Origin of the sequence: Streptomyces lincolnensis (assembly GCF_021173675.1) — a bacterium.
Classification (GTDB): Bacteria; Actinomycetota; Actinomycetes; order Streptomycetales; family Streptomycetaceae; genus Streptomyces; species Streptomyces lincolnensis_B.
The window spans coordinates 425,253-444,666 of sequence record NZ_JAIHON010000006.1 but is presented as its reverse complement, the minus strand read 5'-3'; the positions used below and the strand labels follow the sequence as shown (position 1 = coordinate 444,666).

Below are 19,414 nucleotides of genomic sequence, written 5' to 3'. Positions count from 1 at the left end.
CATGAGCACCTCGACTTCGCTGGAAGACGAGATCCGCGAGTTCGTCCTGACCTCGGTCGTCGACGAGATGAACATCCTCACCGACCGCGACGGCATCACCGACGACAGCCCCGTCACCGTCGGCGGTCTGGAGGTGGACTCCCTCAGCCTCATCGAACTCACCCTGCGGCTGGAGACCCGGTTCGGCGTCGAGATCCCCGACACCGACATCGAGCCCCTGGCCTCGCTGACCCTCGGCGGGCTGGTCACCGAGGTCGTCCGGCGCGGTGCCAAGGCATGAGCACCCAGGCCACCCCCCTCATCACCACCGACACCGTCCGCGCCCTGCTGTCCGACCGCAAGGTCTTCCCCGGGGTCCCCGAGGACCTCGACGAGGACGCCGAACTCGTCCTGGACTCCCTGGGGTTGGTGTGGCTGCTGCACGTCCTGGAGGAGCGGCACGGCCTGATCGTCGAGCCCTCCGACGAGGACATCGCGGGCCTCACCTCGCTGCGCCGGCTGACCGCGTACCTGCGCGGGGTCCAGGAGGAGGCGGCGCGATGAGCCCCGACGTCCTGGTCACCGGGTTCGGTGTCCGTACCGCGTTCGGGACGGGGGCCGAGCCGCTCCGGCGCGGGGTCTTCTCCGGCGTCCCCGCCTTCGCCCCCACCACCCGCTTCGACACCGGCCCGTACCGCACCCCGATGGCGGCCGCAGCCCCGGACGGCCCGGACGCGGTCGAGGACTGGGCCCTGCGGCACGCGCTCGCCCAGTGCGGCACCGAGGCCCTCGACATGGCAGGGCTGGGCCCGGGCACCGAGGCGGCGGTCCTGCTGGGGGTGGCCGGGGACTGCACGAGCGTGACCCGGTACTGGCGGAGCGCCGGTCCCGGCGGGGACGCCCCGGACGCCCGGCCCGGTGACACCCACCCCGCCCCCGACACCCACCGCGCCGCCGACGCCGTACCCGCGCATCTCGCCGAACTCCTCGCCGAGCGGCTGAAGTCGACCGGCCCCCGCCTCGCCTTCACCAACGCCTGTGTCGCGTCCGCCGCCGCGATCATCCACGGCTGCCGGCTGATCGCGTCCGGCCGGACGGAGCTGGCGGTGTGCGCGGGCGGCTACCTCGTGGAGGAGGAGACGTTCGGCAAGTTCGACTCGGGGCGGGCGCTGTCGCGGGACGGGCGGGTGCGGCCGTTCAGCGCGCACCGCACGGGGCTGCTGCTGGGCGACGGCGTGGCGGCCGTGGTGCTGGAGTCCGCGGGGCACGCCCGGCGCCGCGGGGTCCGGCCGCTGGTGGCGGTGACGGGCTGGGGCGCGGCCACCGACGCCCACCACATCGCCCAGCCGCACCCCGAGGGCGTCGGCCTGACCCGGGCGGCACGGCAGGCGCTGCGGCTGGCGGGCGACCCCGACGGGGACGCCGTCGGCTACGTCAACGCGCACGGCACCGGCACGAAGTACAACGACGGCGCCGAGACCCGCGGTCTGCGGGCCGCCTTCCCGAGGCGGGCGGAGGAGATCCCGGTCAGCTCCACCAAGAGCACCACCGGCCACCTCCTGGAGGCGGCGGGGGTCGTGGAGTTCGTCATCACGACGCTGGCCCTGATGGACGGCGTCCTGCCGCCGACCGCCGGCTACGACCACCCCGACCCGGAGTGCGACCTCGACTACGTCCCCAACCGGCCCCGCCGGGCCGACCTGCGCCGGGCCCTCACCATCAACGCCGCCTTCGGGGGCGCCAACACCGCACTCGTCCTGGAGCGGCCATGACGACGGGCGAACGGACCGCACCGCGCGCGCCCCTGGCCGTCCTCGCCGCCGCCACCGCGACCCACGGCACCGGCCGGGACGACGACATCCCGCTGCCCCGGCTCCCCGGCTTCGTCGAGTCGGCCTTCAGCCCGCTGGTCTTCGAGGTCGCCGCGCGCTGCCTGACCGCACGGCCCCGCGACGGCTCCCGCACCGCCGTGGTGCTGGCCGCCCTGACCGGCGACACCACCACCGCCGACCTGGCCAGCCGCCGCATGGTCTCCGGACGGGTCCACAACCCGCTGCTGTTCATGCAGGCCACCGCCAACTCCGTACTGGGACACCTGAGCCGCGAGTTCGGCATCACCGCCCAGACGCTCAGCCTCTCCACCCTCCGCGACGCGGCGGCCGAACTCCTCGACATGGCCGACCTGTTGCTGGAGGACCCGGAGGTGGAGCACGTGCTGGCGGTGGGAGTGGAGCTGGGCGGCGGCGAGCGGCTGGCCGCCGTGTACCGCGACCTCGCCACCGACGGCGGCCTGCCGGTCCCGGTGCTGCCCGCGGGGTCGGGACGGTCGGCGGCCCTGCTGCTCGGCCGCACCGGCACCCCCCTACCGCACACCCCCGCCCCACCCGCGCCCCCCGGCAGCATCCAGCACCTCTTCGACCTGGCCGCCGCCCACCGGAACGAGCCCTCGACCCAAGACATGACGGAGACCCATGCGCATCAGTAGGCAGGAGCGGGCCCGCATCTGCTCCGACCCCGAACTCGGCGCCGGCAACGTCCTGCACCGCCTCACGGCCTACGACCGCCCCCGCGACGAGGTGGTCCTGCACACCGACGGCACCTGGCGGGCCCCCGACGGCGACCACCCCGCGACCCTGACCCTCGGCGCGCTCACCGAGGCCGTCGAGACCTACGCGGGCTGGTACGCGGCCCACGGCGTGCGCCCCCGCGACCCGGTCGCGATCCACTCCCACTCCAGCACCGAGTTCGCGCTGAACTTCCTCGCGCTGACCCACCTCGGCGCGATCCCGTCGTTCGTCAACGGCCACCTCCCGCCCGAGACCGCCCGGGAGTACGTACGCCGGCAGGGCGCGGTCGGCGCCTTCACCGACCGGGAGCACCACGAGGTGCTCGCGGGCCCCGGGTCCGAACTCGGCTTCCACGTCACCGCCGCCGACATCCGCCCGGAGCACCGCGCGGCGCTGCCGCCGTCGTACCCCTACCGCCACGACCCCAGCGACCCGGTGCTGATCTCCCACTCCTCCGGCACCACCGGCATGCCCAAGGGGGTGCCGCACACCCACCGGACGCTGATGTACGCGCAGTTGCACCGGCTGCGCTACTCCACCGGCACCGACATGGCACGCACCCTGGTGGCGCTGCCCGGCGCGCACAACGCGATGGTGGCGACACTGCTGTACTGCCTGCTGCTGCGCACCGACATCAAGCTGCTCTCCAGCCGGCGCGGCACCGATGTCCTGGACGCCGTCGAGGAATTCCGGGCGACGACCGTGCTCGCCTTCTCCGGCACGTTCGGCGAGATGGCCGCCGAGGACCTGACCGCCCGCGACCTCTCCAGTGTGCAGGCGTGGTTCAACACCGGCGACGCGGCCCACGAGGCGCACATCCGGGCCCTGGTCCGGCACGGCAACCACATCGAGATCGGCGCCGACCTGCGCCGGACCCGCGTCGAGGGCTCGGTGTTCGTCGACGGGCTCGGCTCCTCCGAGGCCGGCTACTCCGTCTTCCACAACCGGCACACCAAGGACACCTCCGCCTACTCCCGCTGCGTCGGCCGGCCGATCGGCTTCGCCGAGGCCGCCGTGCTCGCCGAGGACGGCACCCCGCTGCCGCCCGGCCGGATCGGCCGCCTGGGCCTGAAGTCACCGACCCTGACGCCGGGTTACTGGAACGACTCCCTGACCTGGAACCGGATGCGCCTGGGCGGCTACTGGCTCACCGGCGACCTGGCCCACCAGGACGAGGACGGCAACTTCTACCACCTCGACCGGGCCCCGGACGCCATCCGCACCCCCGACGGCATCCTCTTCAGCACGCGCACCGAGGAGCTGCTTTTGCGCGAGCTGCCCGAGCTCACGGACTGCACGGTCGTCGCGGTCGCCCCCGACGGGGTCCGCGCGGACTGGGACGGCGACGGGGTGGCGCAGGCGTACGTCCTGCTCCAACTCACCGACAGCGCCGGGCCGGTGGAGGTCGCGGGGGCGTCCTGGACCGACCGCGTCAACACGGTCCTGGCCGGCGCCGGCTTCCCCCCGGTCGCCCGCGCCCTGCCCATGGCGCCCGACGACGTGGCCAAGGGCGCCACCGGCAAGGTGCTCAAGCGGGTGATGCGGGACCGCTTCGCCGCCCTCCTGGTCGAGGAGCGGTCATGAGCGGCGGCGAGCGGGCGAAGACCGTCGAGGCCTACCGCCTGTGGTGGCAGCACGACGCCCACTGGTACCAGGGCGTGGCCGCCCGCTTCGGGCAGTCCGTCGCGAACGAGATCAACGCCGAGGCCCTGCGCAAGATCGCCCTCCACGTCGGCCGACGCGTCGCCCGCCTCTCCGGCCCCCTGCCCGGCACCGGCGACCCCCGCAAGGACCTGGACGAGCTCCGCCGCCGCTACGACGACTGCGGCGAGCGCATGTTCCCCGGCGAACTGCGCAACGCCTCCACCGAGGTCGAGGCCGACGACCTCGTCGTCCTCACCCTCCGCCGGAACTTCGCCGTCACCATGGTCCGCATGGCCGGCTCCCTGGACGGCTACCGCTGCCCCTGCACCGACATCCACGCCGGCTGGTCCGAGGGCCTGGGCGTCCGCCTCACGGAGAACCGGGCCGCCGCCTGTCTGCGCGACGGCGACCCGGCCTGCCGCCTGCTCCTGCGGGTCGCGACGGACGGGGAGGCCTGACCATGCGCGTACTCGTCGCCGGAGCCACCGGCGTGATCGGACGCCCGCTGGTGGCAGCACTGCGGGCACGGGGACACGAGGTGACCGCGCTGGTCCGGGACACCGCCGGCCCCGCCGACCCGGACGCGGTCGTCGTGGCCGACGCCCTGGACCGCCAGGCGCTGCTGTCGGCGGTGTCGGCCGCCCGCCCCGAGGTCGTGGTCCACCAGATGTCGGCGCTGCGCCTCCTGCGCGACGACCCCGCCGGGGCCTTCGCACAGACGGCACGCCTGCGCACCGAGGGCACCGCCAACCTCGTCGCCGCCGCCCGCGCGGCCGGGGCGCGGCGCCTGGTCGCCCAGTCCATCGCCTTCGCCGGCGCACCGGCGGCCACCCCCGTCCTCGACGAGGACGCGCCGCTGTACGTCGACGCCCCGGACCCCGGCTGGGCCGCCACGGTGGGCGCGGTGGCCGACCTGGAACGCCAGGTGACGGCCACCGACGGCGGCCTGGTCCTGCGCTACGGCACCCTGTACGGCCCCGGCACGGCGTACGCCCGTACCGGCTCGACGGCCGGGCGGGTCCTGGCCGGACGCCTGCCCCTCCCCGGCGACGGCACCGGCATCACCTCGTTCCTGCACGTCGAGGACGCCGTGGGCGCGGCGGTGACGGCCGTGGAGTCCACCGCCACGGGCATCCTCCACATCACCGACGACGACCCCGCCCCCGCCGCCCACTGGCTCCCCCACTACGCCCACACCCTCGGCGCCCCACCCCCACGCCGCATCCCGGCCGCCCTGGCCCCCCGCCTCCTCGGCTGGTACCCCACCCACCAACTCACCACGGCCCACGGCGCGTCCAACGCGAGGGCCCGCACGGAACTGGGCTGGAAACCGGCGCGCCCGAGCTGGCGGGAAGGGCTGGGCAAGGAATGAGCCACGCCCTCACCTGCGGGCACCTCGTCCCGCCCAGCTGCGGGCAATCGTGCCGCCAGGGCGGCGCCCGGCCCAAAGAAAGGCGCGGCACCCCGCCGGCGCCGGTGAGCGTCCCCACCCCCACCCCGGCCCCGACGGAGCCGCACCATGAACGCGACCCGAACCTGGCCCACCCTCCTCGTCATCGTCTCCGCCCAGATGCTGATCTGGCTGGACACCTCGATCCTGAACGTCGCCGTCACCACCCTCGCCGATCCGGCCGAAGGCCTGGGCGCGACCCCCACCGACCTGGAATGGATCTCCAGCGCCTACACCCTGGTCTTCGCCGGCACCCTCTTCGCGGGCGGCGCCCTAGCCGACCGCTACGGCCCCCGCACCACCCTCCTGGCAGGCCTCGCCCTCTTCGGCGCGGCCTCCGCCGTGGCCGCGTTCGCCCCGAACCCGCCCGCCCTGGTGACGGCGAGGGCGTTCATGGGCGCGGGCAGCGCCCTGCTGATGCCGGCCACGCTGACGGTCATCGTCCAGAGCACCCCGGAGGACAAACGCACCCGGGCGATAGCCATCTGGAGCTCCTCCAGCGGACTCGGCGTGGCGATCGGCCCCGTCGCGGGCGGCGCCCTGCTCAGCCACTTCTGGTGGGGCTCGGTGTTCCTGGTGAACGTGCCGATCGTCGCCCTGTGCCTGGCCGGCGTCCTGGCCGTCGTCCCCCGGCTGCCCCCCTCGCACCGCCGCGTCCTGGACCTCCCCGGCCTCACCCTCTCCGTACTCGGCCTCGGCGCGGTGGTCTACGGCATCATCGAACTCGGCGGCGGAAAGCCCTGGTACGGCCCCCACGTCCTGCTCCCGCTCACGCTCGGCGCCGCCCTCCTCACCGCCTTCGTGGCGGGCCAGCGCAGATCCCCCACCCCCAGCCTGGACCTGCGCCTGTTCCGGCAACCGGGGTTCGCGGCGGGCAGCGTGGTGCTGCTGATCGCGTTCATGGCGCTGGCCGGCCACCTGTTCTACGCGGCCTTCTACCTCCAGGGCCCGCGCGGTCTCTCCCCCGCCGACGCCGGAACGGTGATGATCGCCGCCGCGGTCGGCATCGTCCTGGGCAGTCAGCTGTCCCCGGCCACGAGCAGGCTCCTGACGGCCCGGTGGACGGTCGCCGCCGGCGTGCTGGCCACGGCGGCCACCTACCTCGGCTACCTGTGGTTCGACGCCGGCACCCCTCTCGTGCTCATCGCCGCCCTGCTGTGGATCCAGGGCTTCGGCATGGGCCTGGTCGGCACCCCGGTCACGGCGGCGATGATGCGCGCGGTGCCCCCGCATCTCGCGGGCGCCGGTTCGGCCGTCAACAGCGTCACCCGGCAGGTGGGCGGAACGCTGGGCGTGGCGATGGCCGGTTCGATCCTCTCCGGGGTCTACCGCGGCCGCATGGCGGACGCCCCCGTCCCCGGATCCCTGCAGCCCGACGCCGAGGAACGGGCCCGCACCTCGGCGGAGTCGGCCCGCGCCCTGGCCGACTCGCTGCGCCTGCCGGACCTGGCGGCCACCGCCGACCGCGCCTTCCTCGACGCGATGTACGCGGCCACGTTCTGGACCGCCGTCCTCGCCCTCGTCGGGTTCGCGGTGTGTGTCGTGGGCCTGCGCACCCGAAACCCGGACAGCGACAAGGGAGTCGACCATGGACCGGACGCCGCCGACGACACCCCGCTCGGTGCTCGTGACCGGCGGGAACCGGGGGATCGGGCTGGCCACGGCCCGCCGCTTCGCGAGGGCGGGCGACCGGGTCACGGTGACCCACCGGGGCGCTGAACCGCCCGCCGACGCCGGATTCCTCGCCGTACGCTGTGATGTGACGGACAGTCAGCAGGTGGACCGGGCGTTCAAGGAGGCCGAGGCGGCCCACGGGCCGGTCACCGTGCTGGTCGCCAACGCGGGCGTCACGCAGGACCGGTTGCTGCCGCTGATGAGCGAGGAGGACTTCACCTCGGTCGTCGACACCAACCTCACGGGCGCCTTCCGGGTCGCCCGGCGCGCGGTGCCCGCGATGCTCGACCGCGGCCACGGCCGTATCGTGCTGGTCTCCTCCACGGCCGCCCTGCACGGCGCCTCCGGGCAGAGCAACTACGCCGCCGCGAAGGCCGGGCTGACGGGCCTGGCCCGCTCCCTCACCCGGGAGTTCGGCCCCCGTGACATCACCTGCAACGTCGTGGCACCGGGCCTGACCGACACCGACATGGCCCGCGCCCTCACCCCCCGCCAGCGGTCCGAGCTCCTCCGGCACGCCCCGGCCGGCCGCGCCGCCCACCCCGACGAGGTCGCCGAGGCGGTGGCGTTCCTCGCGGGGGCCGGATACGTGCGGGGAGCGGTGCTCCCGGTGGACGGGGGCGCGGGACTGGGCCACTGACGCGACAGCCGCGGGGCCCGAATTCCCTGCCGGAGCGCCCTACTTCAGCCCGATGGCCGCGCAGTCCGCCGCGTACTCGGGGGTGCAGATCTCCTTGACGGTGTAGACGCCGTCCTGGATCACCGTCTCCTTGATGTTGTCCTGCCTGACGGCGACCACCGGCACCAGGCTGGCGGGGATGTCCTGCTGCGTCGGGCTGTCGATGGTGTCCGGGGTCAGCGCGTCGAACTCGATCCCGTGGTCCTGGACCTTGGCGACGGCCAGTTCGGCGGCGTTGTCCGCCTCCAGCAGGAACGACTTGTACACCGTCATGTACTGCTCGCCGGAGACGATCCGCTGGAGCGCTGCCAGGTCCGCGTCCTGCCCGGTCACCGGCGGGATCTTGGAGGCCCCCGCCTCCTTGAGCGCCTCGATGACGGCCCCCGCCATGCCGTCGTTCGCCGAGTAGACGGCGGCGATGTTGCTGAGCCCGATCGCCTTGATCGCCTTCTCCATGTTGGCCTTGGCGACCTGGGGCAGCCACTCCCGGGTGTCGTACTGCTTGGCGATGATGACGTTGCCGTTCAGCTCGCTGAGCGCGCCCTGCTTGAACAGGGCCGTGTTGGGGTCGGCGACCGAGCCGTTCATCATGACGATCTTGCTGGTCTTGGCCTTGTCGCCGAGGGCGCCGACGATCGCGCGGCCCTGCACCTGACCCACCAGCTCGTTGTCGTGGGAGACATAGGCGTCGATCGGGCCCTGGGCGAGACGGTCGTAGGCGATGACGGGTATGGACGCGTCCTTCGCCTTCTGGACGTCCTTCGCGATCGCCTTGGCGTCGACCGCGTCCACCAGGATCACGTCCACCTTCGCGGCGATCATCTGCTCGAACTGCGTGCTCTGCTTCTTGGCGCTGGCACCGGCGTTGGCGTAACGGACCTTGCCCTTGTTGTTCGTCAGGGCCTCGACGCGCTTCTTGATGAGCGGGTAGTCGAATCTCTCGAAGCGACCGGTCTCCCGGTCGGGCAGGAGCAGACCGACCGTGATGTCGTCGCCCTTCTTGGGGCTGGCGGAACTGCTGCTGTCGCCGACACCCTCGATGACGCCGCACGAGGTGAGCAACAGCGTCGACAGGGAGACGGCGACGATGTGGGGGAGACGTCGCGCGGCCGAGCTGAGCGGGGGGAAAACGTTCACAACAGGTGCCTTCCGGGGCAACAGAGCAACCTGGCAACCAGGTGGTGAAAGCCAACGCGGTAAGCGCGTTCAGCGTCAAGGGTTCTTGTTAACGAGATAGCAACAGCAACGCCAAGGACGCCCCTGCCCCGGCTCACCTGCGGCGGAGGTCCCCCAGGACGATGTCGTCACGGTGCGCGCCGAAGAACTCGCTCTGGCGTGCCATGATCTCGCGCATCGGCGTACCGCGGGAAACCCCGTAGACCGTCCCGGGGAAGTCCAACTCCCTTTGCACGGCCCAGATCTCGTCGTGGCGGTCGGGGGAGAAGAGCCGGGCCGGGTCACCGACCGCGATCCAGGAGATGGGTACGACGGCGCCGGGGGCGAGGCGCGAGTTGACCTGGACGACGGCGTTGATCCGGACTTCGGCGCCCGTGCCGACGACCGCGCCGGGGAACAGGGAGGCACCGGTGGCGACGAAGGCCTCGCTCTCGACCCTCGCCCCGTTGACGTGGGCGTGCGGGCCGACCATGACCGCGTCGCCGATGACCGCGGGATGTCCCGCGCGTCCGCGCACCAGGGCGTGCTCCATGACGACCGTGTTCTCCCCGACCCGGACCTCCCCGTCCTCGGCCGTCAGCACTGCCCCGTGGAGCACGCGCGCGCCCTCACCGAGGGCGACGGCACCGCACAGGGTGGCGGAGGGAGCGACATAGGCGGAGTCCGGGACGGCGGGTGCCTGTCCGCGGTGCTCGATCAGCATGGGGGTTGCCTTTCCGTCAGGCGGGGCCGCCGCCGAAGCCGATCTCGTTGCCGTCGGGGTCGTGGTACGTGACCTTGCGGACGCCGTTCGCGTACGTCTCCCGCCGGGTCGGTGTCAGCCCCCGCTCGCCGATGGCGGCGATCCGCGCGTCCAGGTCGTCGACGAAGAGCGTCTGCAGGGCGTGGCCGCCGTGACCGGGCCGGTGCTCGATGTAGACGTACCGGTGTTCCGCCAGTTCCCACACCGCTTCCTTGTCGTTCGGGAAGAAGACCGGCGGGGCGCCGAGGAGGCGCTCGTACCAGGTGAGGGCCGCCCGGTAGTCGTTGACCGGAATGCCCGCGAAGAGGTCGACCGTCATGCCGTCATGGTAGGCGCGGGGCACGGCCGCGGTCCGGGATGTCTACGGCGTCGGGAACACCGCCCGTACCTCCCACCCGTGTTCGGCCCGGGGCCCCGTGTGCAGGCGGCCGCCCAGCGCGGTGACGCGTTCCGTCAGACCGACGAGGCCGAAGCCGCCGCCGTGCGCGGCGGCCGGGAGCTGGGTGCCGCCGCGCCCGTCGTCGGACACCGTCACCTCCAGGCGGTTCCCGTCACACCGCAGGGCTACGACGATCTCGGTGGCGTCGGCCGCGTGCCGCCGTACGTTCGTCAGCGCCTCCTGGACGACCCGGAAGGCGGCGGCCTGCACCTCGTGCGGCAGGTCGTCCGTCACGGCGGGATCGCGGCGCAGCGTGACCTGCTGCCCCGGGCTCGCGAATCCCTCGGTCAGTTCGGTGAGGGCGGCCAGGTCGCCGACGGGACGCCGGTCGGCCGCCTCGGTGTCGGGGCCGGGGCCGGTGTCGCGCAGGACGCCGACCGTGCGGCGCATGGAGGCCAGGGCCTCGGTGGCGGCGCGTTCGATGCCGGCCAGGACGGGGTCGAGTTCCTGCGTGGGGGTGGGGGCGGGCGCGGTCTGAGAGGTGTGGGGGGCCTGTCCCGCCGCCATCATGCGGGCCATCTGCGTCTGCACCAGGATCCCGGTGACGTGGTGGGCGACGAAGTCGTGCAGGTCGGCGGCGATCGCCAGCCGCTCCTCCCGCCGGGTCTCGGCGACGGCGACGGTACGGCGGTAGTCCAGGGCACGCAGGTAGGCCGCCAGCCCGGCGACCACCCCGACCAGGACCAGACCCGCGAGGCTGAAGACGTACACCTCGTCCGAGTGTCCCCCGTAGTACCGGGCGGGCGTGGCCAGCAGGGCGCCCCCGTCCAGCACCCCGCACAGCACGGCCCAGCGCGGCGGACAGTTCCGTACCGCCACGAAGAGCAGGCACAGCAGGAGCACGGCCTCACCGAGCCCGAACGGGGCGTCCCGGTTCAGCACGACCGCGGACAGCGTGAACAGCAGCGACAGCAGTGCCGGGACACCGGTGCGCAGCTGCGGGGTCAGCCAGGCGGGCCGGCGCCCGGCGGGCCACAGCACGGCGGCCAGGCCGGCCGCGAGGACGGCCACCGTGGCCCACGGGGAGTAGCCCCCGTCCCGCACGACATCGAGGTCCAGCAAGGTCGCCCCGACGAGGGCACCCACGGCGAGACCGCGTGCCAGGCCTCGTGGGGAAGGGGATCGCATGGGGATCACGGTAGGTCGCCGCCGGCGCCCACGGGATCGGCCGAACGGCCGAGGCACGCGGCCCGCCTGGTATTTTCCGCCCCCGGACGCGACACGTGTCCCGGGTGCCCTGCGGACGAGGAGCGGATCATGCCGGACAGCAGGTTCCTCGCCGGTGTCGTGGCCGGCGCGGCCGCCGTGCTGGTCCTCGGCGGTGTCGGCACCCGGCTGGCCTCCACCACGGAGTCGACCACCCGGCTCGACCGGTTCGACACCGTGATGGTGGACGGCCACAAGGCCCTCGCCCCCCGGATCGTCGCCGGCCGGACCGAGTCCCTGTACCACCCGCTGCCCTGGGTCGGCACGGAGGTGGACGTGTCCTGCCCCACCGGCCTGAAGGCGGTCGCCGGTGCCACCCTGACCTGCACGGGCCGCAAACGCGGCGGTGCGACCATCGACATCCCGGTGACGGTGATCAGCGCGACGGACACCCGGATCACCTGGAAGTTCGAACGGTAGGCACGGCACGGTGGGCCCAGCACGGCAGGCCCGGCGCCTACACGTCCACCTCGATACGGTCGTCCAGCCCCGCCTTGCGGAACGCGGCCGCGAACTCCTCCCGGCCCTCGGTGAAGTGGGCCCAGCTGTCGCAGTGGGCGGCGACGACCCGGCGGGCGCCGAGAATCCTGGCGGCCTCGGCGGCCTGGGCGCTGTCGAGGACGAGCGGCGCCCCGTCGAAGAGGACGGGGAAGCGGGGGGCTCCCGCGAAGAGCACGGCGGTGTCGACCGGCCCGAACCGCTCGGCGATCTCCCCGACCAAGGTGAGCGAGGCGTTGTCGCCGCTGACGTAGACCGTGGGCAGGTCGTCGGAGGTCAGGACGAAACCGATGACCTCGCCGGTGATCTCCTCCACCCCCTCGACGTCGTCGGGCCCGTGCAGGGCGGGCGCGCCGGTCACCGTCAGCGTGCCGCCGTCGGGGCGGTCCAGACGCACCGAGGTCCAGGGCGGCAGCGGGCGCGCGGTACCGCCGAGGCGGTCGGCGCCGCCGGGCGTGGTGAGGGTGAGGGGTACGTCGGCGAGGAGGGCCCGGCCCGAGTCGTCGAGGTTGTCGGCGTGCTCGTCATGGGAGAGCAGCACCGCGTCGATCGGCCCCAGCTCGGCCGGGGCGACCTGGGACGGCGCCGTCTTGGTCAGGGTCGGGCCGCCGGGGCGCGGGTAGTCGCCGGGGGCGTCGAAGGTCGGGTCGGTGAGAAGCCGGAGCCCGCCGTACTCGATGAGGGCGGTGGGGCCGCCGAGGACCCGGACGGGGATCGTGGACACGGGAAGATTCACCTCACGGATGAGTTGATGGCTATCCGTGAGAAAAACTAGCACAGTTCTCACGGATGAGAGCAAGCCCTACCATGAGAACCGTGAGAGAGACCGAGACGGTGAGTGGGACCAAGCCCGGGACCGGGACCGAGACGGCGACGGCGACGGATCCGGCCGACGCGCCCTACGCGGCCCCGAAGGCGACCGGATCGCCGAAAGACACGCTCGCCCGACCCACACTGGAGGCACCCCGACCCGCACCGGAGGCCCTCATGGCACCCCCGCCGGACGCATCCATGGCACCCGCGCCGGACGCACCCACCGCACCCTCACCCGACGCACCCATCGAGCCCGCGCCGGGCGCCGAGCGGTATCTCGCGCTGGATCTCGCCAACAGTGCGCCCGCGCTGCCCGGGGGCCAGTTCCTGGACTACCTCGGGAGCCCCGCGGCGGCGGGACAGTGGCTGGCAGACCGCGGCCTCGCTCCGGCGGACGCCGGGATCAGGGAGATGTGCGCGGCCCGGTTGCGGGCTCTGCGCGAACAGGTGAGGGCGCTGCTCGGCTGCCACATGGAGGGGCTGCCGGCGCCGGCGGAGGCACTCGCGGCGGTCAATGACGCGCTGACGAAGGCCCCTTCGGCGTCCCTGCTGTACTGGGACTCGGCGCGGGGTCTGTACCGGGCGACCTCCCATCCCGTCACCCAGATCGTGGACCACGCGCTGGCGATTCTCGCCGCGGACGCCGCCGATCTGCTGACCGGTCCGGACGCCGAGCGGCTCACGGCCTGCGGGTCACCCCCGTGCAACCGTTTCCTGCTCCGGCACGGCCGACGTCAGTGGTGTTCCACGCGCTGCGGCGACCGGGCCCGTGCCGCGCGCGCCTACGCCCGCAGGACGGGGCACACTACGCCGACGCGGCCTCGGGCGGCGTCTCGTGACAGGTGAAGCCGAGGCGGGTGAGGGCCCTGGTGACCTCGAAGGCGGTGAAGTCCCGGCGGTCCTGGCGGGTGATGACCTCGCCGACCTGCTTGACCGGGTAGATCTTGCGCCCGATGACCACGCACGCTCCGCTGAGGGGTTCCGGCCGTACACCCTGCATCTGTGACTCGACCTCGGATTTGACCAGGTCGAAGGGGTAACGGGCGATCACACAGCGCATGGTGCCTCACCAGGGTCCGAGAAGAATGTGGATAAACGAACAGGGCCCGCACCCAAGGTGCGGGCCCTGTCGAAACCGTCAGACGGTTACGCGGGAACGATGTTCTCCGCCTGCGGGCCCTTCTGGCCCTGCGTGACGTCGAACGTCACCTTCTGGCCCTCCTGGAGCTCACGGAAGCCCTGGGTGGCGATGTTCGAGTAGTGGGCGAAGACGTCGGCGCCGCCGCCGTCCTGCTCGATGAAGCCGAAGCCCTTTTCCGCGTTGAACCACTTCACGGTACCGGTGGCCATGTCATATCTCCTGAGGCAGTGCTGGAGACCCACACTTCGTGAGCCCCCTTCATCGCTGTGATGATCACCTGCCCGGAAACCCCGGCAGCAAAATGGCAACCACAACTGCAACGACGTCGACCGTAGCACGAAACAGCAAGATGCGAATTGAAGGAAAACGGCGCCGCAAAAAGCCCCGGGGAATCACCCAGGAACCATTTCCCGGCCCGGCCCTTTTTTCTGTTCCGGCGGTGTCAGTTTTCCTCGGACGGGCGGCGGAGCTCCTCGTTGTCGCTGAGCATCTCCTCCAGCTGGTCCTCCAGACCGATGATGCGGCACGCGGCCTCGATCGGCGTCCCCTGCCCGACCAGCTCCCGGGCACGCGCGGCCAGCCGCAACTGGTGCCGCGAATACCGGCGGTGCCGCCCGCCGGAACGTGTCGGGGCGATCAGACCCGCGTCACCGAGCGCCCGCAGAAACCCCGGCGTCGCACCGACCAACTCGGCCGCCCGCCCCATCGTGTACGCCGGATAGTGGTCGTCGTCCAGCCGGTCGCCGCCGTACGGCTGCTCTCCCGAGCCCATGTCACCTTCCCGCGAACCGCCGAAACACGGCCCGCCACAGGCCTGGTCGCCCGCACGGTAACTCTAGTGGCCCGACCGGAATACCTGCCACGGCGAACACAGCTCTCCGAGCCCCCTCCCCACCAGGACCGGCATCCGTCAGCCGCGCGACCCGTCCAGGAGCGATGTGAGGGTCCGGGTGAAGGCCGTGGCCGAGTGGTCGGCGTGGGTGCGGATGCGGGTGGTGATGGCGGTGGCTCCGTCGCCGTCGACGAGGTGGGCGAGGCGGTCGGTGCGGTGGGTGAGGGAGGCGGGGGTGTCGGGGAGGGTGGAGAGGTAGAAGTCGGCGGCGTCGTAGGACATGTGGAAGACGTGCTTCTTGACGTCGCTCAGGGTGAGGTAGTCGTCCTGGGTCGTCGGGACCGGCTCGGGGTCGCCGACGCAGACCACCGGGGTGCCGGCGCCCCAGGCGTTGACGCAGAGGTGGTAGGTGTCGGTGATGACCAGGCGGTAGCGCGGCAGGACGTTCACCAGGTCGCCGATGGTGTGGTCACCGGGGCGGGTGGGAATGTGGGCGACCGGGGAGGGGATGTCGCGGTCGAACCAGGGGAGCCATTCGAGGGGGGCGCCGAAGCGGTCGGCGAGGCCCTGGCAGAAGTCGGGGAGCCAGGCGGGAATCCGGGTGCGGGCGCCGAGGAAGACGCCGATCGCGCCGCCGTCCGGGAGGTCCTCGGACCAGGCGGTGGTCGGGAGGTGGTCCAGGTCACCGGGGCGGGACAGCAGGGCCGCGTCCGAGCCGAAGTACTCGTTCGTACGGTCCCCGCGCAGCTGCGCGATCCTGGCGGCCGACACCGGGTCACGCATCCAGACGCGGTGGCTGCGGGTCATGAGCCGGGAGAAGAGGGGCCCGAACTCCTTGTCCTCGTAGTCGGACTGGGTGTTGTGCAGGATCGTCCCGCCGTAGCTGAGGGTCCGCGGGAGGAGGTCCTCCGGCTGCTCCGACAGCAGCAGGGTGCGGTTCAGCAGGGCGCGGGCGGCGGCGCGGTCCTCGGCGAAGCCGAAGTCGAGCAGGCGGTTCGTGGCGTCCTGGGCCAGATAGTGCCGGGTGTGGAGGAAGTCGCCCCAGAAGACGACCGCGTCGTGGTCGCGGAGCTCGTCGACGTGCTCGATCAGCGAACGGAACCGGAAGGGGAGGTCCGTGCCGCGCGCGCACTCCCTGAGCGGCACGGTCTCCGGTGTGTGCAGGGTGTACCAGGTCGGGTCGATCCCGGGGCCCATGCGCCGTCGCAGGGACTCGAAGGCCAGGTCGACGGTCAGCATTCCGGTGTTGCGGTATCCGATGTTGGGCGCGGTGATGACGGCGACGCGTGCCATGTGCTCGTTTCCCTCGGCCGTTGCCGGCGCCTCGACGGGTGGCGCCGACCATCGGCCAACGTACACAGCGTGGCCGGCGTGGAGACGGCCCGCCCCCGCACCCCGCCCGGGGGTCCTTCCGTTCGCTTCGCCCGCCGGTCACAGGACCATGTGACTCAAGCCACTCACCCCGGCGAATTTCGGCCATACTGGGACCATGAGTACGGCGATGTTTGTACAGGCGGCCACGTCGGGCGAGGTACTCAACGTGCTCGCCGCCTTCGCGGGTGGTCTGTTCATCGCGGGAGCCCTCATCTGGGCCGTGCGACTGGGCATGCGGGTCCTCGACCAGGAACTTCCGCACCCCCGCCCGGACGAGCAGCCGAAGCTGCCCGTGACGGGCGCGGTGCACGAGATCCGGGAGATGCGGGAGCCGGACGAGATCCCCTCCGCGGTGGGGCGGGAGCGGCTCATGCCGTACCAGCTCCACCACCAGGGCAGCAGGACGGGAAAGGACCAGCACCGACACCGCTGGCTGCCGGGCTCCAGCGGCTCCTTCGGCAGCGGCGGCCTCGGTCACACGTAGCCCGGACAAGTCGCGGGGCTGCCCCACCGACAGGGCAGCCCCGCGACGGGGCCGTGAGGGGAACGGTCCCGTACTGGATGTCGCCGGGGCGCCGGGACGGACGCCTTGCCATGACAGCCGTGGGGTTGGACCAGCACTGCCGGCGCCCGGCACGACCTCGCCCCGGCGACCCCATCAGCCTGCCGCCCGGCGACCACCCACGCATCGGGCTTCGACGAAGATCGGTACACCTAGCGGGAGCGCCACCCGGGGACTCCGCGTACGGAGGGCCGTACCTACGACGGCCCCGCTCCACGATCACTTCGCTCTACGACGGCCCCGCCACCGCCGGGATCTCCGTGCGGGAGGTGATCCGCAGCTTGGCGAGGATGTGCTCCACGTGGGCGTCCACCGTGCGCTTGGAGATCACCAGGCGTTCGGCGATCTCCCGGTTGGACAGCCCTTGCGCCACCAGCGCGGCGACCTCGCGCTCGCGGCGGGTGAGGGCGTTCGCCGTGGCCCGGGGCCCGGGCAGCCGGGTGTCGGACGGGCGGGCGCGGGAGGGGGGTTCGTCCAGGTCGGCGCGGACGGCCTCCAGGACCGCGCGGCCGGACATCCGGGCCCCCCACTCGTGCCACCGCGTGAAGGTCTCCGCGCCCAGTTCCGCACGCACCCGCTTCTGCACCGCCTCCTGTTCCTCCAGCAGCCGGGGCAGCATCGCCACCGGATCCCCGCCGAGCCGGCGCGCGTGTTCGGCGTACCCCAGCAGCCAGCAGGCCCGTACGAAACGCTCCTGACGGGCCGCGTTCCAGGCCAGCCCCATACAGGCCAGCGCGGCCACCAGCACCTCGCCGACCTCGCTCGCGGCCTCCAGCCCCCGGCGGAACAACGCCTCGCTCCTGCCGTGCTCCTTGGCGAGCGAGAGGATCACGCCCTGGACGGTCAGCGTGGAACCGTACAGCTGGCGCTCGCCGGTGCCCTCCAGGAACGCGAGGCCGGTCTCGCACAGCTGGAGCGCCCCGTCCGTGTCACCGAGGACGGCCCGCAGCAGGGCGCCCTCGTAGTGGACGACGCCGATGCCGAGCCCGTCCCCGGAGGCGACGATCCGCAGCCGGGCGCTCTCCAGCTGCGCGAGCCCCTCCTCGACGGCCCCGCACAGCGCGGACAGCGCCCCGACGTAGGCCTCCGCGAACACCTCCACCCGGCTCTCCCCGGCGGCCCGCGCCACCTCCCTGGCCTGCGGAAAGCGTTCCAGCGCGGTGTCGAGGTCACCCGTCCACACCGCGAAGACGCCGGTCATGAACAGGCCCCAGGCCCGCTCGGGACAGGGCTGCGGGACGCGGTCGAGCCCCTTGTCGATCCAGTACCGGCCCTCGGAGAGCGTGCCCGCGGCCCGCCAGTACGCCCCGAGCCGCGCCGCCAGCCACAGCGCCTTGGCGGTGGTCCGGCCCCCGGCCCCCAGGCCGTACTCCAACGCGGCCCGCACATCGGCCACGTCGTCCCGGACCGCCCGGTGCAGCCCGACCTGCGCCGGGCTCAGGAACTCGTCCCAGAACCGCCCGGCGAGCGCCTCGTAGTACGCGAAATGCCGCTCTCGTACGGCGGTGGCGTCGGCGCCCGTGCCGGGCAGCCGCTCGGCGCCGTACTCCCGGATCGTGTCCAGCAGCCGGTAGCGGGCGCCGTCCTCGCCGATGCGCTGGACGACCGACTTGTCCACCAGGCCGATCAGTGCCTCGACCACCTGCTCGCCGACGAGGTCGCCGCCCGCGCAGACCCGCTCCACCGCCGGCAGGTCGAAGGCGCCGGCGAACACCGACAGCCGCGCCCACAGCAGCCGTTCCCGCGGTGTGCACAAGTCGTGGGACCAGTCGATGGCCGTCCGCAGGGTCTGGTGGCGGGTGAGAGCGGTGCGCCGACCGCCGGTGAGGACCTCGAAACGGCGGTCGAGACGGGCGACGAGCTCGGCGAGGGGCACCGCGCGCAGCCGTACGGCGGCCAGTTCCAGGGCGAGCGGGATGCCGTCGAGGCGCTCGACCAGGGCCCGGGTCCGCTCGCGGTCGGCGTCCGTGACGGTCGCGCCGGCGGTGGCGGTGAAGCCGGTGCTCACGGCCGAGGCGCGCTGGACGAACAGGTCCACGGCGTCCTCGGTCGGCAGCGGGGCGATCGGCACGCAGCGCTCGCCGGGGACGTCCAGCGGCTGCCTGCTCGTGGCGAGGACGCTGAGCCCGGCGGCCTCGCGCAGCAGGATGTCGCAGAGCATCGCGCACGCGTCGACGAGGTGCTCGCAGGTGTCGAGCACGAGCAACAGCCGCCGTGTCCGCAGGTGTTCGACGACGGCGTCCAGCGGTGTCATCCCGGACTGCTCGGGCAGCTCCAGCACGCCCGCGAGGGTCGCCGGGATCAACTCCGGGTCGTGCAGCGCGGAGAGCTCCACCAGCCGGACGCCGTCCTCGAACCGGCCGGCGAGTCCGGCGGCCGCCCGCAGCGCCAGCCGGCTCTTGCCGACCCCGCCCGGACCGGCCAGGGTGACCAGTCTGGAACGTTCCAACGCGTCATGGACCACGGCGAGTTCGCCGGTCCGTCCGACGAAGCTGGTGAGTTCCACGGGGAGTTGTCCCCCGCGCCGCTGCCCGAACCCGAAGCCGAATCCCATGGCACCCCCGTCGTACCCCGTCGCCGCCCCCGCCATCAGCACAGCGTAGCCATACGACTCCCCAGCGTGTATCACACACGATTC

22 protein-coding genes are annotated in these 19,414 nt (G+C 72.9%); 12 read left to right on the top strand and 10 right to left on the bottom strand.

The features are described 5' to 3' along the window. Position 1: 1 nt before the first annotated feature. The 9 genes from K4B79_RS19850 (at position 2) to fabG (ending at position 7,954) form a co-directional block, all read left to right on the top strand. A complete protein-coding gene (locus tag K4B79_RS19850; RefSeq protein ID WP_232028128.1) occupies positions 2-280 on the top strand; it encodes an acyl carrier protein in 279 nt (92 codons plus the stop codon). After that, a complete protein-coding gene (locus K4B79_RS19845) occupies positions 277-543 on the top strand; it encodes an acyl carrier protein (protein WP_232028127.1) in 267 nt (88 codons plus the stop codon). Before K4B79_RS19850 ends, K4B79_RS19845 begins: the two co-directional genes overlap by 4 nt. After that, complete coding sequence (locus tag K4B79_RS19840; RefSeq protein WP_232028126.1) at positions 540-1,751, top strand: beta-ketoacyl-[acyl-carrier-protein] synthase family protein; 1,212 nt, start codon at positions 540-542, stop codon at positions 1,749-1,751. Before K4B79_RS19845 ends, K4B79_RS19840 begins: the two co-directional genes overlap by 4 nt. Further along, positions 1,748-2,464, top strand: coding sequence for a hypothetical protein (locus K4B79_RS19835; protein ID WP_232028125.1), 717 nt, complete (start codon positions 1,748-1,750; stop codon positions 2,462-2,464). Before K4B79_RS19840 ends, K4B79_RS19835 begins: the two co-directional genes overlap by 4 nt. After that, entirely contained in the window at positions 2,451-4,130 is a 1,680-nt protein-coding gene (locus tag K4B79_RS19830) for a class I adenylate-forming enzyme family protein (RefSeq protein WP_232028124.1), read from the top strand. Before K4B79_RS19835 ends, K4B79_RS19830 begins: the two co-directional genes overlap by 14 nt. After that, positions 4,127-4,648 carry a hypothetical protein gene (locus K4B79_RS19825; RefSeq protein ID WP_232028123.1) on the top strand — a complete coding sequence of 174 codons (522 nt, stop codon included), beginning with the start codon at positions 4,127-4,129 and terminating at the stop codon, positions 4,646-4,648. Before K4B79_RS19830 ends, K4B79_RS19825 begins: the two co-directional genes overlap by 4 nt. A 2-nt stretch (positions 4,649-4,650) precedes the next feature. Continuing rightward, positions 4,651-5,562, top strand: coding sequence for an NAD-dependent epimerase/dehydratase family protein (locus tag K4B79_RS19820; protein WP_232028122.1), 912 nt, complete (start codon positions 4,651-4,653; stop codon positions 5,560-5,562). 147 nt (positions 5,563-5,709) lie between these two features. After that, positions 5,710-7,359 (top strand): MFS transporter, encoded by a 1,650-nt coding sequence (locus tag K4B79_RS19815; RefSeq protein ID WP_232028121.1) that lies wholly within the window; start codon positions 5,710-5,712, stop codon positions 7,357-7,359. Beyond that, a complete protein-coding gene (gene fabG / locus K4B79_RS19810; RefSeq protein WP_232028351.1) occupies positions 7,262-7,954 on the top strand; it encodes a 3-oxoacyl-ACP reductase FabG in 693 nt (230 codons plus the stop codon). Before K4B79_RS19815 ends, fabG begins: the two co-directional genes overlap by 98 nt. A 39-nt stretch (positions 7,955-7,993) precedes the next feature. On the opposite strand, the gene K4B79_RS19805 is transcribed toward fabG, so the two are convergent. From K4B79_RS19805 to K4B79_RS19790, 4 genes are all read right to left on the bottom strand, one after another. Then, the gene (locus K4B79_RS19805) at positions 7,994-9,130 is read right to left on the bottom strand and encodes a sugar ABC transporter substrate-binding protein (protein WP_232028120.1); all 1,137 of its coding nucleotides are present in this window, start codon (positions 9,128-9,130) and stop codon (positions 7,994-7,996) included. 133 nt (positions 9,131-9,263) lie between these two features. Next, complete coding sequence (locus K4B79_RS19800; protein WP_232028119.1) at positions 9,264-9,872, bottom strand: gamma carbonic anhydrase family protein; 609 nt, start codon at positions 9,870-9,872, stop codon at positions 9,264-9,266. 16 nt (positions 9,873-9,888) lie between these two features. Continuing rightward, positions 9,889-10,230, bottom strand: a complete 342-nt coding sequence (locus K4B79_RS19795) for a VOC family protein (protein WP_232028118.1) — start codon at positions 10,228-10,230, stop codon at positions 9,889-9,891. Between the two features lie 42 nt (positions 10,231-10,272). Next, on the bottom strand, positions 10,273-11,478 hold the full coding sequence (locus tag K4B79_RS19790) for a sensor histidine kinase (protein ID WP_232028117.1): 1,206 nt from the start codon (positions 11,476-11,478) through the stop codon (positions 10,273-10,275). Between the two features lie 129 nt (positions 11,479-11,607). Between K4B79_RS19790 and K4B79_RS19785 the strand changes: the two genes are divergently transcribed. Then, the gene (locus K4B79_RS19785; RefSeq protein ID WP_232028116.1) at positions 11,608-11,976 is read left to right on the top strand and encodes a DUF4333 domain-containing protein; all 369 of its coding nucleotides are present in this window, start codon (positions 11,608-11,610) and stop codon (positions 11,974-11,976) included. A gap of 37 nt (positions 11,977-12,013) precedes the next feature. Here the strand turns inward: K4B79_RS19785 and K4B79_RS19780 are convergent, their stop codons facing one another. Continuing rightward, the gene (locus tag K4B79_RS19780; protein WP_232028115.1) at positions 12,014-12,778 is read right to left on the bottom strand and encodes an MBL fold metallo-hydrolase; all 765 of its coding nucleotides are present in this window, start codon (positions 12,776-12,778) and stop codon (positions 12,014-12,016) included. Positions 12,779-13,065: 287 nt separating this feature from the next. On the opposite strand from K4B79_RS19780, the gene K4B79_RS19775 reads away from it, so the two are divergent. After that, a complete protein-coding gene (locus K4B79_RS19775; RefSeq protein ID WP_232028350.1) occupies positions 13,066-13,713 on the top strand; it encodes an ABATE domain-containing protein in 648 nt (215 codons plus the stop codon). Here the strand turns inward: K4B79_RS19775 and K4B79_RS19770 are convergent. The 4 genes from K4B79_RS19770 to K4B79_RS19755 form a co-directional block, all read right to left on the bottom strand. Continuing rightward, positions 13,673-13,927, bottom strand: coding sequence for an SCO5918 family protein (locus K4B79_RS19770; protein WP_232028114.1), 255 nt, complete (start codon positions 13,925-13,927; stop codon positions 13,673-13,675). The two genes, K4B79_RS19775 and K4B79_RS19770, sit on opposite strands and share 41 nt — an antisense overlap. 86 nt (positions 13,928-14,013) lie before the next feature. After that, complete coding sequence (locus K4B79_RS19765; protein ID WP_010986199.1) at positions 14,014-14,217, bottom strand: cold-shock protein; 204 nt, start codon at positions 14,215-14,217, stop codon at positions 14,014-14,016. Positions 14,218-14,450: 233 nt separating this feature from the next. After that, entirely contained in the window at positions 14,451-14,780 is a 330-nt protein-coding gene (locus K4B79_RS19760; protein WP_232028113.1) for a MerR family transcriptional regulator, read from the bottom strand. Between the two features lie 138 nt (positions 14,781-14,918). After that, complete coding sequence (locus K4B79_RS19755; protein ID WP_232028112.1) at positions 14,919-16,133, bottom strand: polysaccharide pyruvyl transferase family protein; 1,215 nt, start codon at positions 16,131-16,133, stop codon at positions 14,919-14,921. A gap of 196 nt (positions 16,134-16,329) precedes the next feature. On the opposite strand from K4B79_RS19755, the gene K4B79_RS19750 reads away from it, so the two are divergent. Next, positions 16,330-16,698: a DUF6479 family protein gene (locus tag K4B79_RS19750; RefSeq protein WP_232028111.1), complete on the top strand. Its 369-nt coding sequence runs from the start codon at positions 16,330-16,332 to the stop codon at positions 16,696-16,698. Positions 16,699-17,005: 307 nt separating this feature from the next. Here the strand turns inward: K4B79_RS19750 and K4B79_RS19745 are convergent, their stop codons facing one another. After that, entirely contained in the window at positions 17,006-19,366 is a 2,361-nt protein-coding gene (locus K4B79_RS19745) for an ATP-binding protein (protein ID WP_232028110.1), read from the bottom strand. Positions 19,367-19,414: the final 48 nt, after the last annotated feature.

What these genes read in the sequence shown, in the direction of transcription:
- K4B79_RS19800 (WP_232028119.1), bottom strand. Translation starts at nt 9,872, where the DNA reads ATGCTGATCGAGCACCGCGGACAGGCACCCGCCGTCCCGGACTCCGCC.
- K4B79_RS19825 (WP_232028123.1), top strand. Translation starts at nt 4,127, where the DNA reads ATGAGCGGCGGCGAGCGGGCGAAGACCGTCGAGGCCTACCGCCTGTGG.
- K4B79_RS19765 (WP_010986199.1), bottom strand. Translation starts at nt 14,217, where the DNA reads ATGGCCACCGGTACCGTGAAGTGGTTCAACGCGGAAAAGGGCTTCGGC.
- K4B79_RS19820 (WP_232028122.1), top strand. Translation starts at nt 4,651, where the DNA reads ATGCGCGTACTCGTCGCCGGAGCCACCGGCGTGATCGGACGCCCGCTG.
- K4B79_RS19775 (WP_232028350.1), top strand. Translation starts at nt 13,066, where the DNA reads ATGGCACCCGCGCCGGACGCACCCACCGCACCCTCACCCGACGCACCC.
- K4B79_RS19850 (WP_232028128.1), top strand. Translation starts at nt 2, where the DNA reads ATGAGCACCTCGACTTCGCTGGAAGACGAGATCCGCGAGTTCGTCCTG.
- K4B79_RS19830 (WP_232028124.1), top strand. Translation starts at nt 2,451, where the DNA reads ATGCGCATCAGTAGGCAGGAGCGGGCCCGCATCTGCTCCGACCCCGAA.
- K4B79_RS19840 (WP_232028126.1), top strand. Translation starts at nt 540, where the DNA reads ATGAGCCCCGACGTCCTGGTCACCGGGTTCGGTGTCCGTACCGCGTTC.
- K4B79_RS19755 (WP_232028112.1), bottom strand. Translation starts at nt 16,133, where the DNA reads ATGGCACGCGTCGCCGTCATCACCGCGCCCAACATCGGATACCGCAAC.
- K4B79_RS19815 (WP_232028121.1), top strand. Translation starts at nt 5,710, where the DNA reads ATGAACGCGACCCGAACCTGGCCCACCCTCCTCGTCATCGTCTCCGCC.
- K4B79_RS19745 (WP_232028110.1), bottom strand. Translation starts at nt 19,366, where the DNA reads ATGGCGGGGGCGGCGACGGGGTACGACGGGGGTGCCATGGGATTCGGC.
- K4B79_RS19760 (WP_232028113.1), bottom strand. Translation starts at nt 14,780, where the DNA reads ATGGGCTCGGGAGAGCAGCCGTACGGCGGCGACCGGCTGGACGACGAC.
- K4B79_RS19795 (WP_232028118.1), bottom strand. Translation starts at nt 10,230, where the DNA reads ATGACGGTCGACCTCTTCGCGGGCATTCCGGTCAACGACTACCGGGCG.
- K4B79_RS19750 (WP_232028111.1), top strand. Translation starts at nt 16,330, where the DNA reads ATGAGTACGGCGATGTTTGTACAGGCGGCCACGTCGGGCGAGGTACTC.
- K4B79_RS19845 (WP_232028127.1), top strand. Translation starts at nt 277, where the DNA reads ATGAGCACCCAGGCCACCCCCCTCATCACCACCGACACCGTCCGCGCC.
- K4B79_RS19785 (WP_232028116.1), top strand. Translation starts at nt 11,608, where the DNA reads ATGCCGGACAGCAGGTTCCTCGCCGGTGTCGTGGCCGGCGCGGCCGCC.
- K4B79_RS19770 (WP_232028114.1), bottom strand. Translation starts at nt 13,927, where the DNA reads ATGCGCTGTGTGATCGCCCGTTACCCCTTCGACCTGGTCAAATCCGAG.
- K4B79_RS19790 (WP_232028117.1), bottom strand. Translation starts at nt 11,478, where the DNA reads ATGCGATCCCCTTCCCCACGAGGCCTGGCACGCGGTCTCGCCGTGGGT.
- K4B79_RS19835 (WP_232028125.1), top strand. Translation starts at nt 1,748, where the DNA reads ATGACGACGGGCGAACGGACCGCACCGCGCGCGCCCCTGGCCGTCCTC.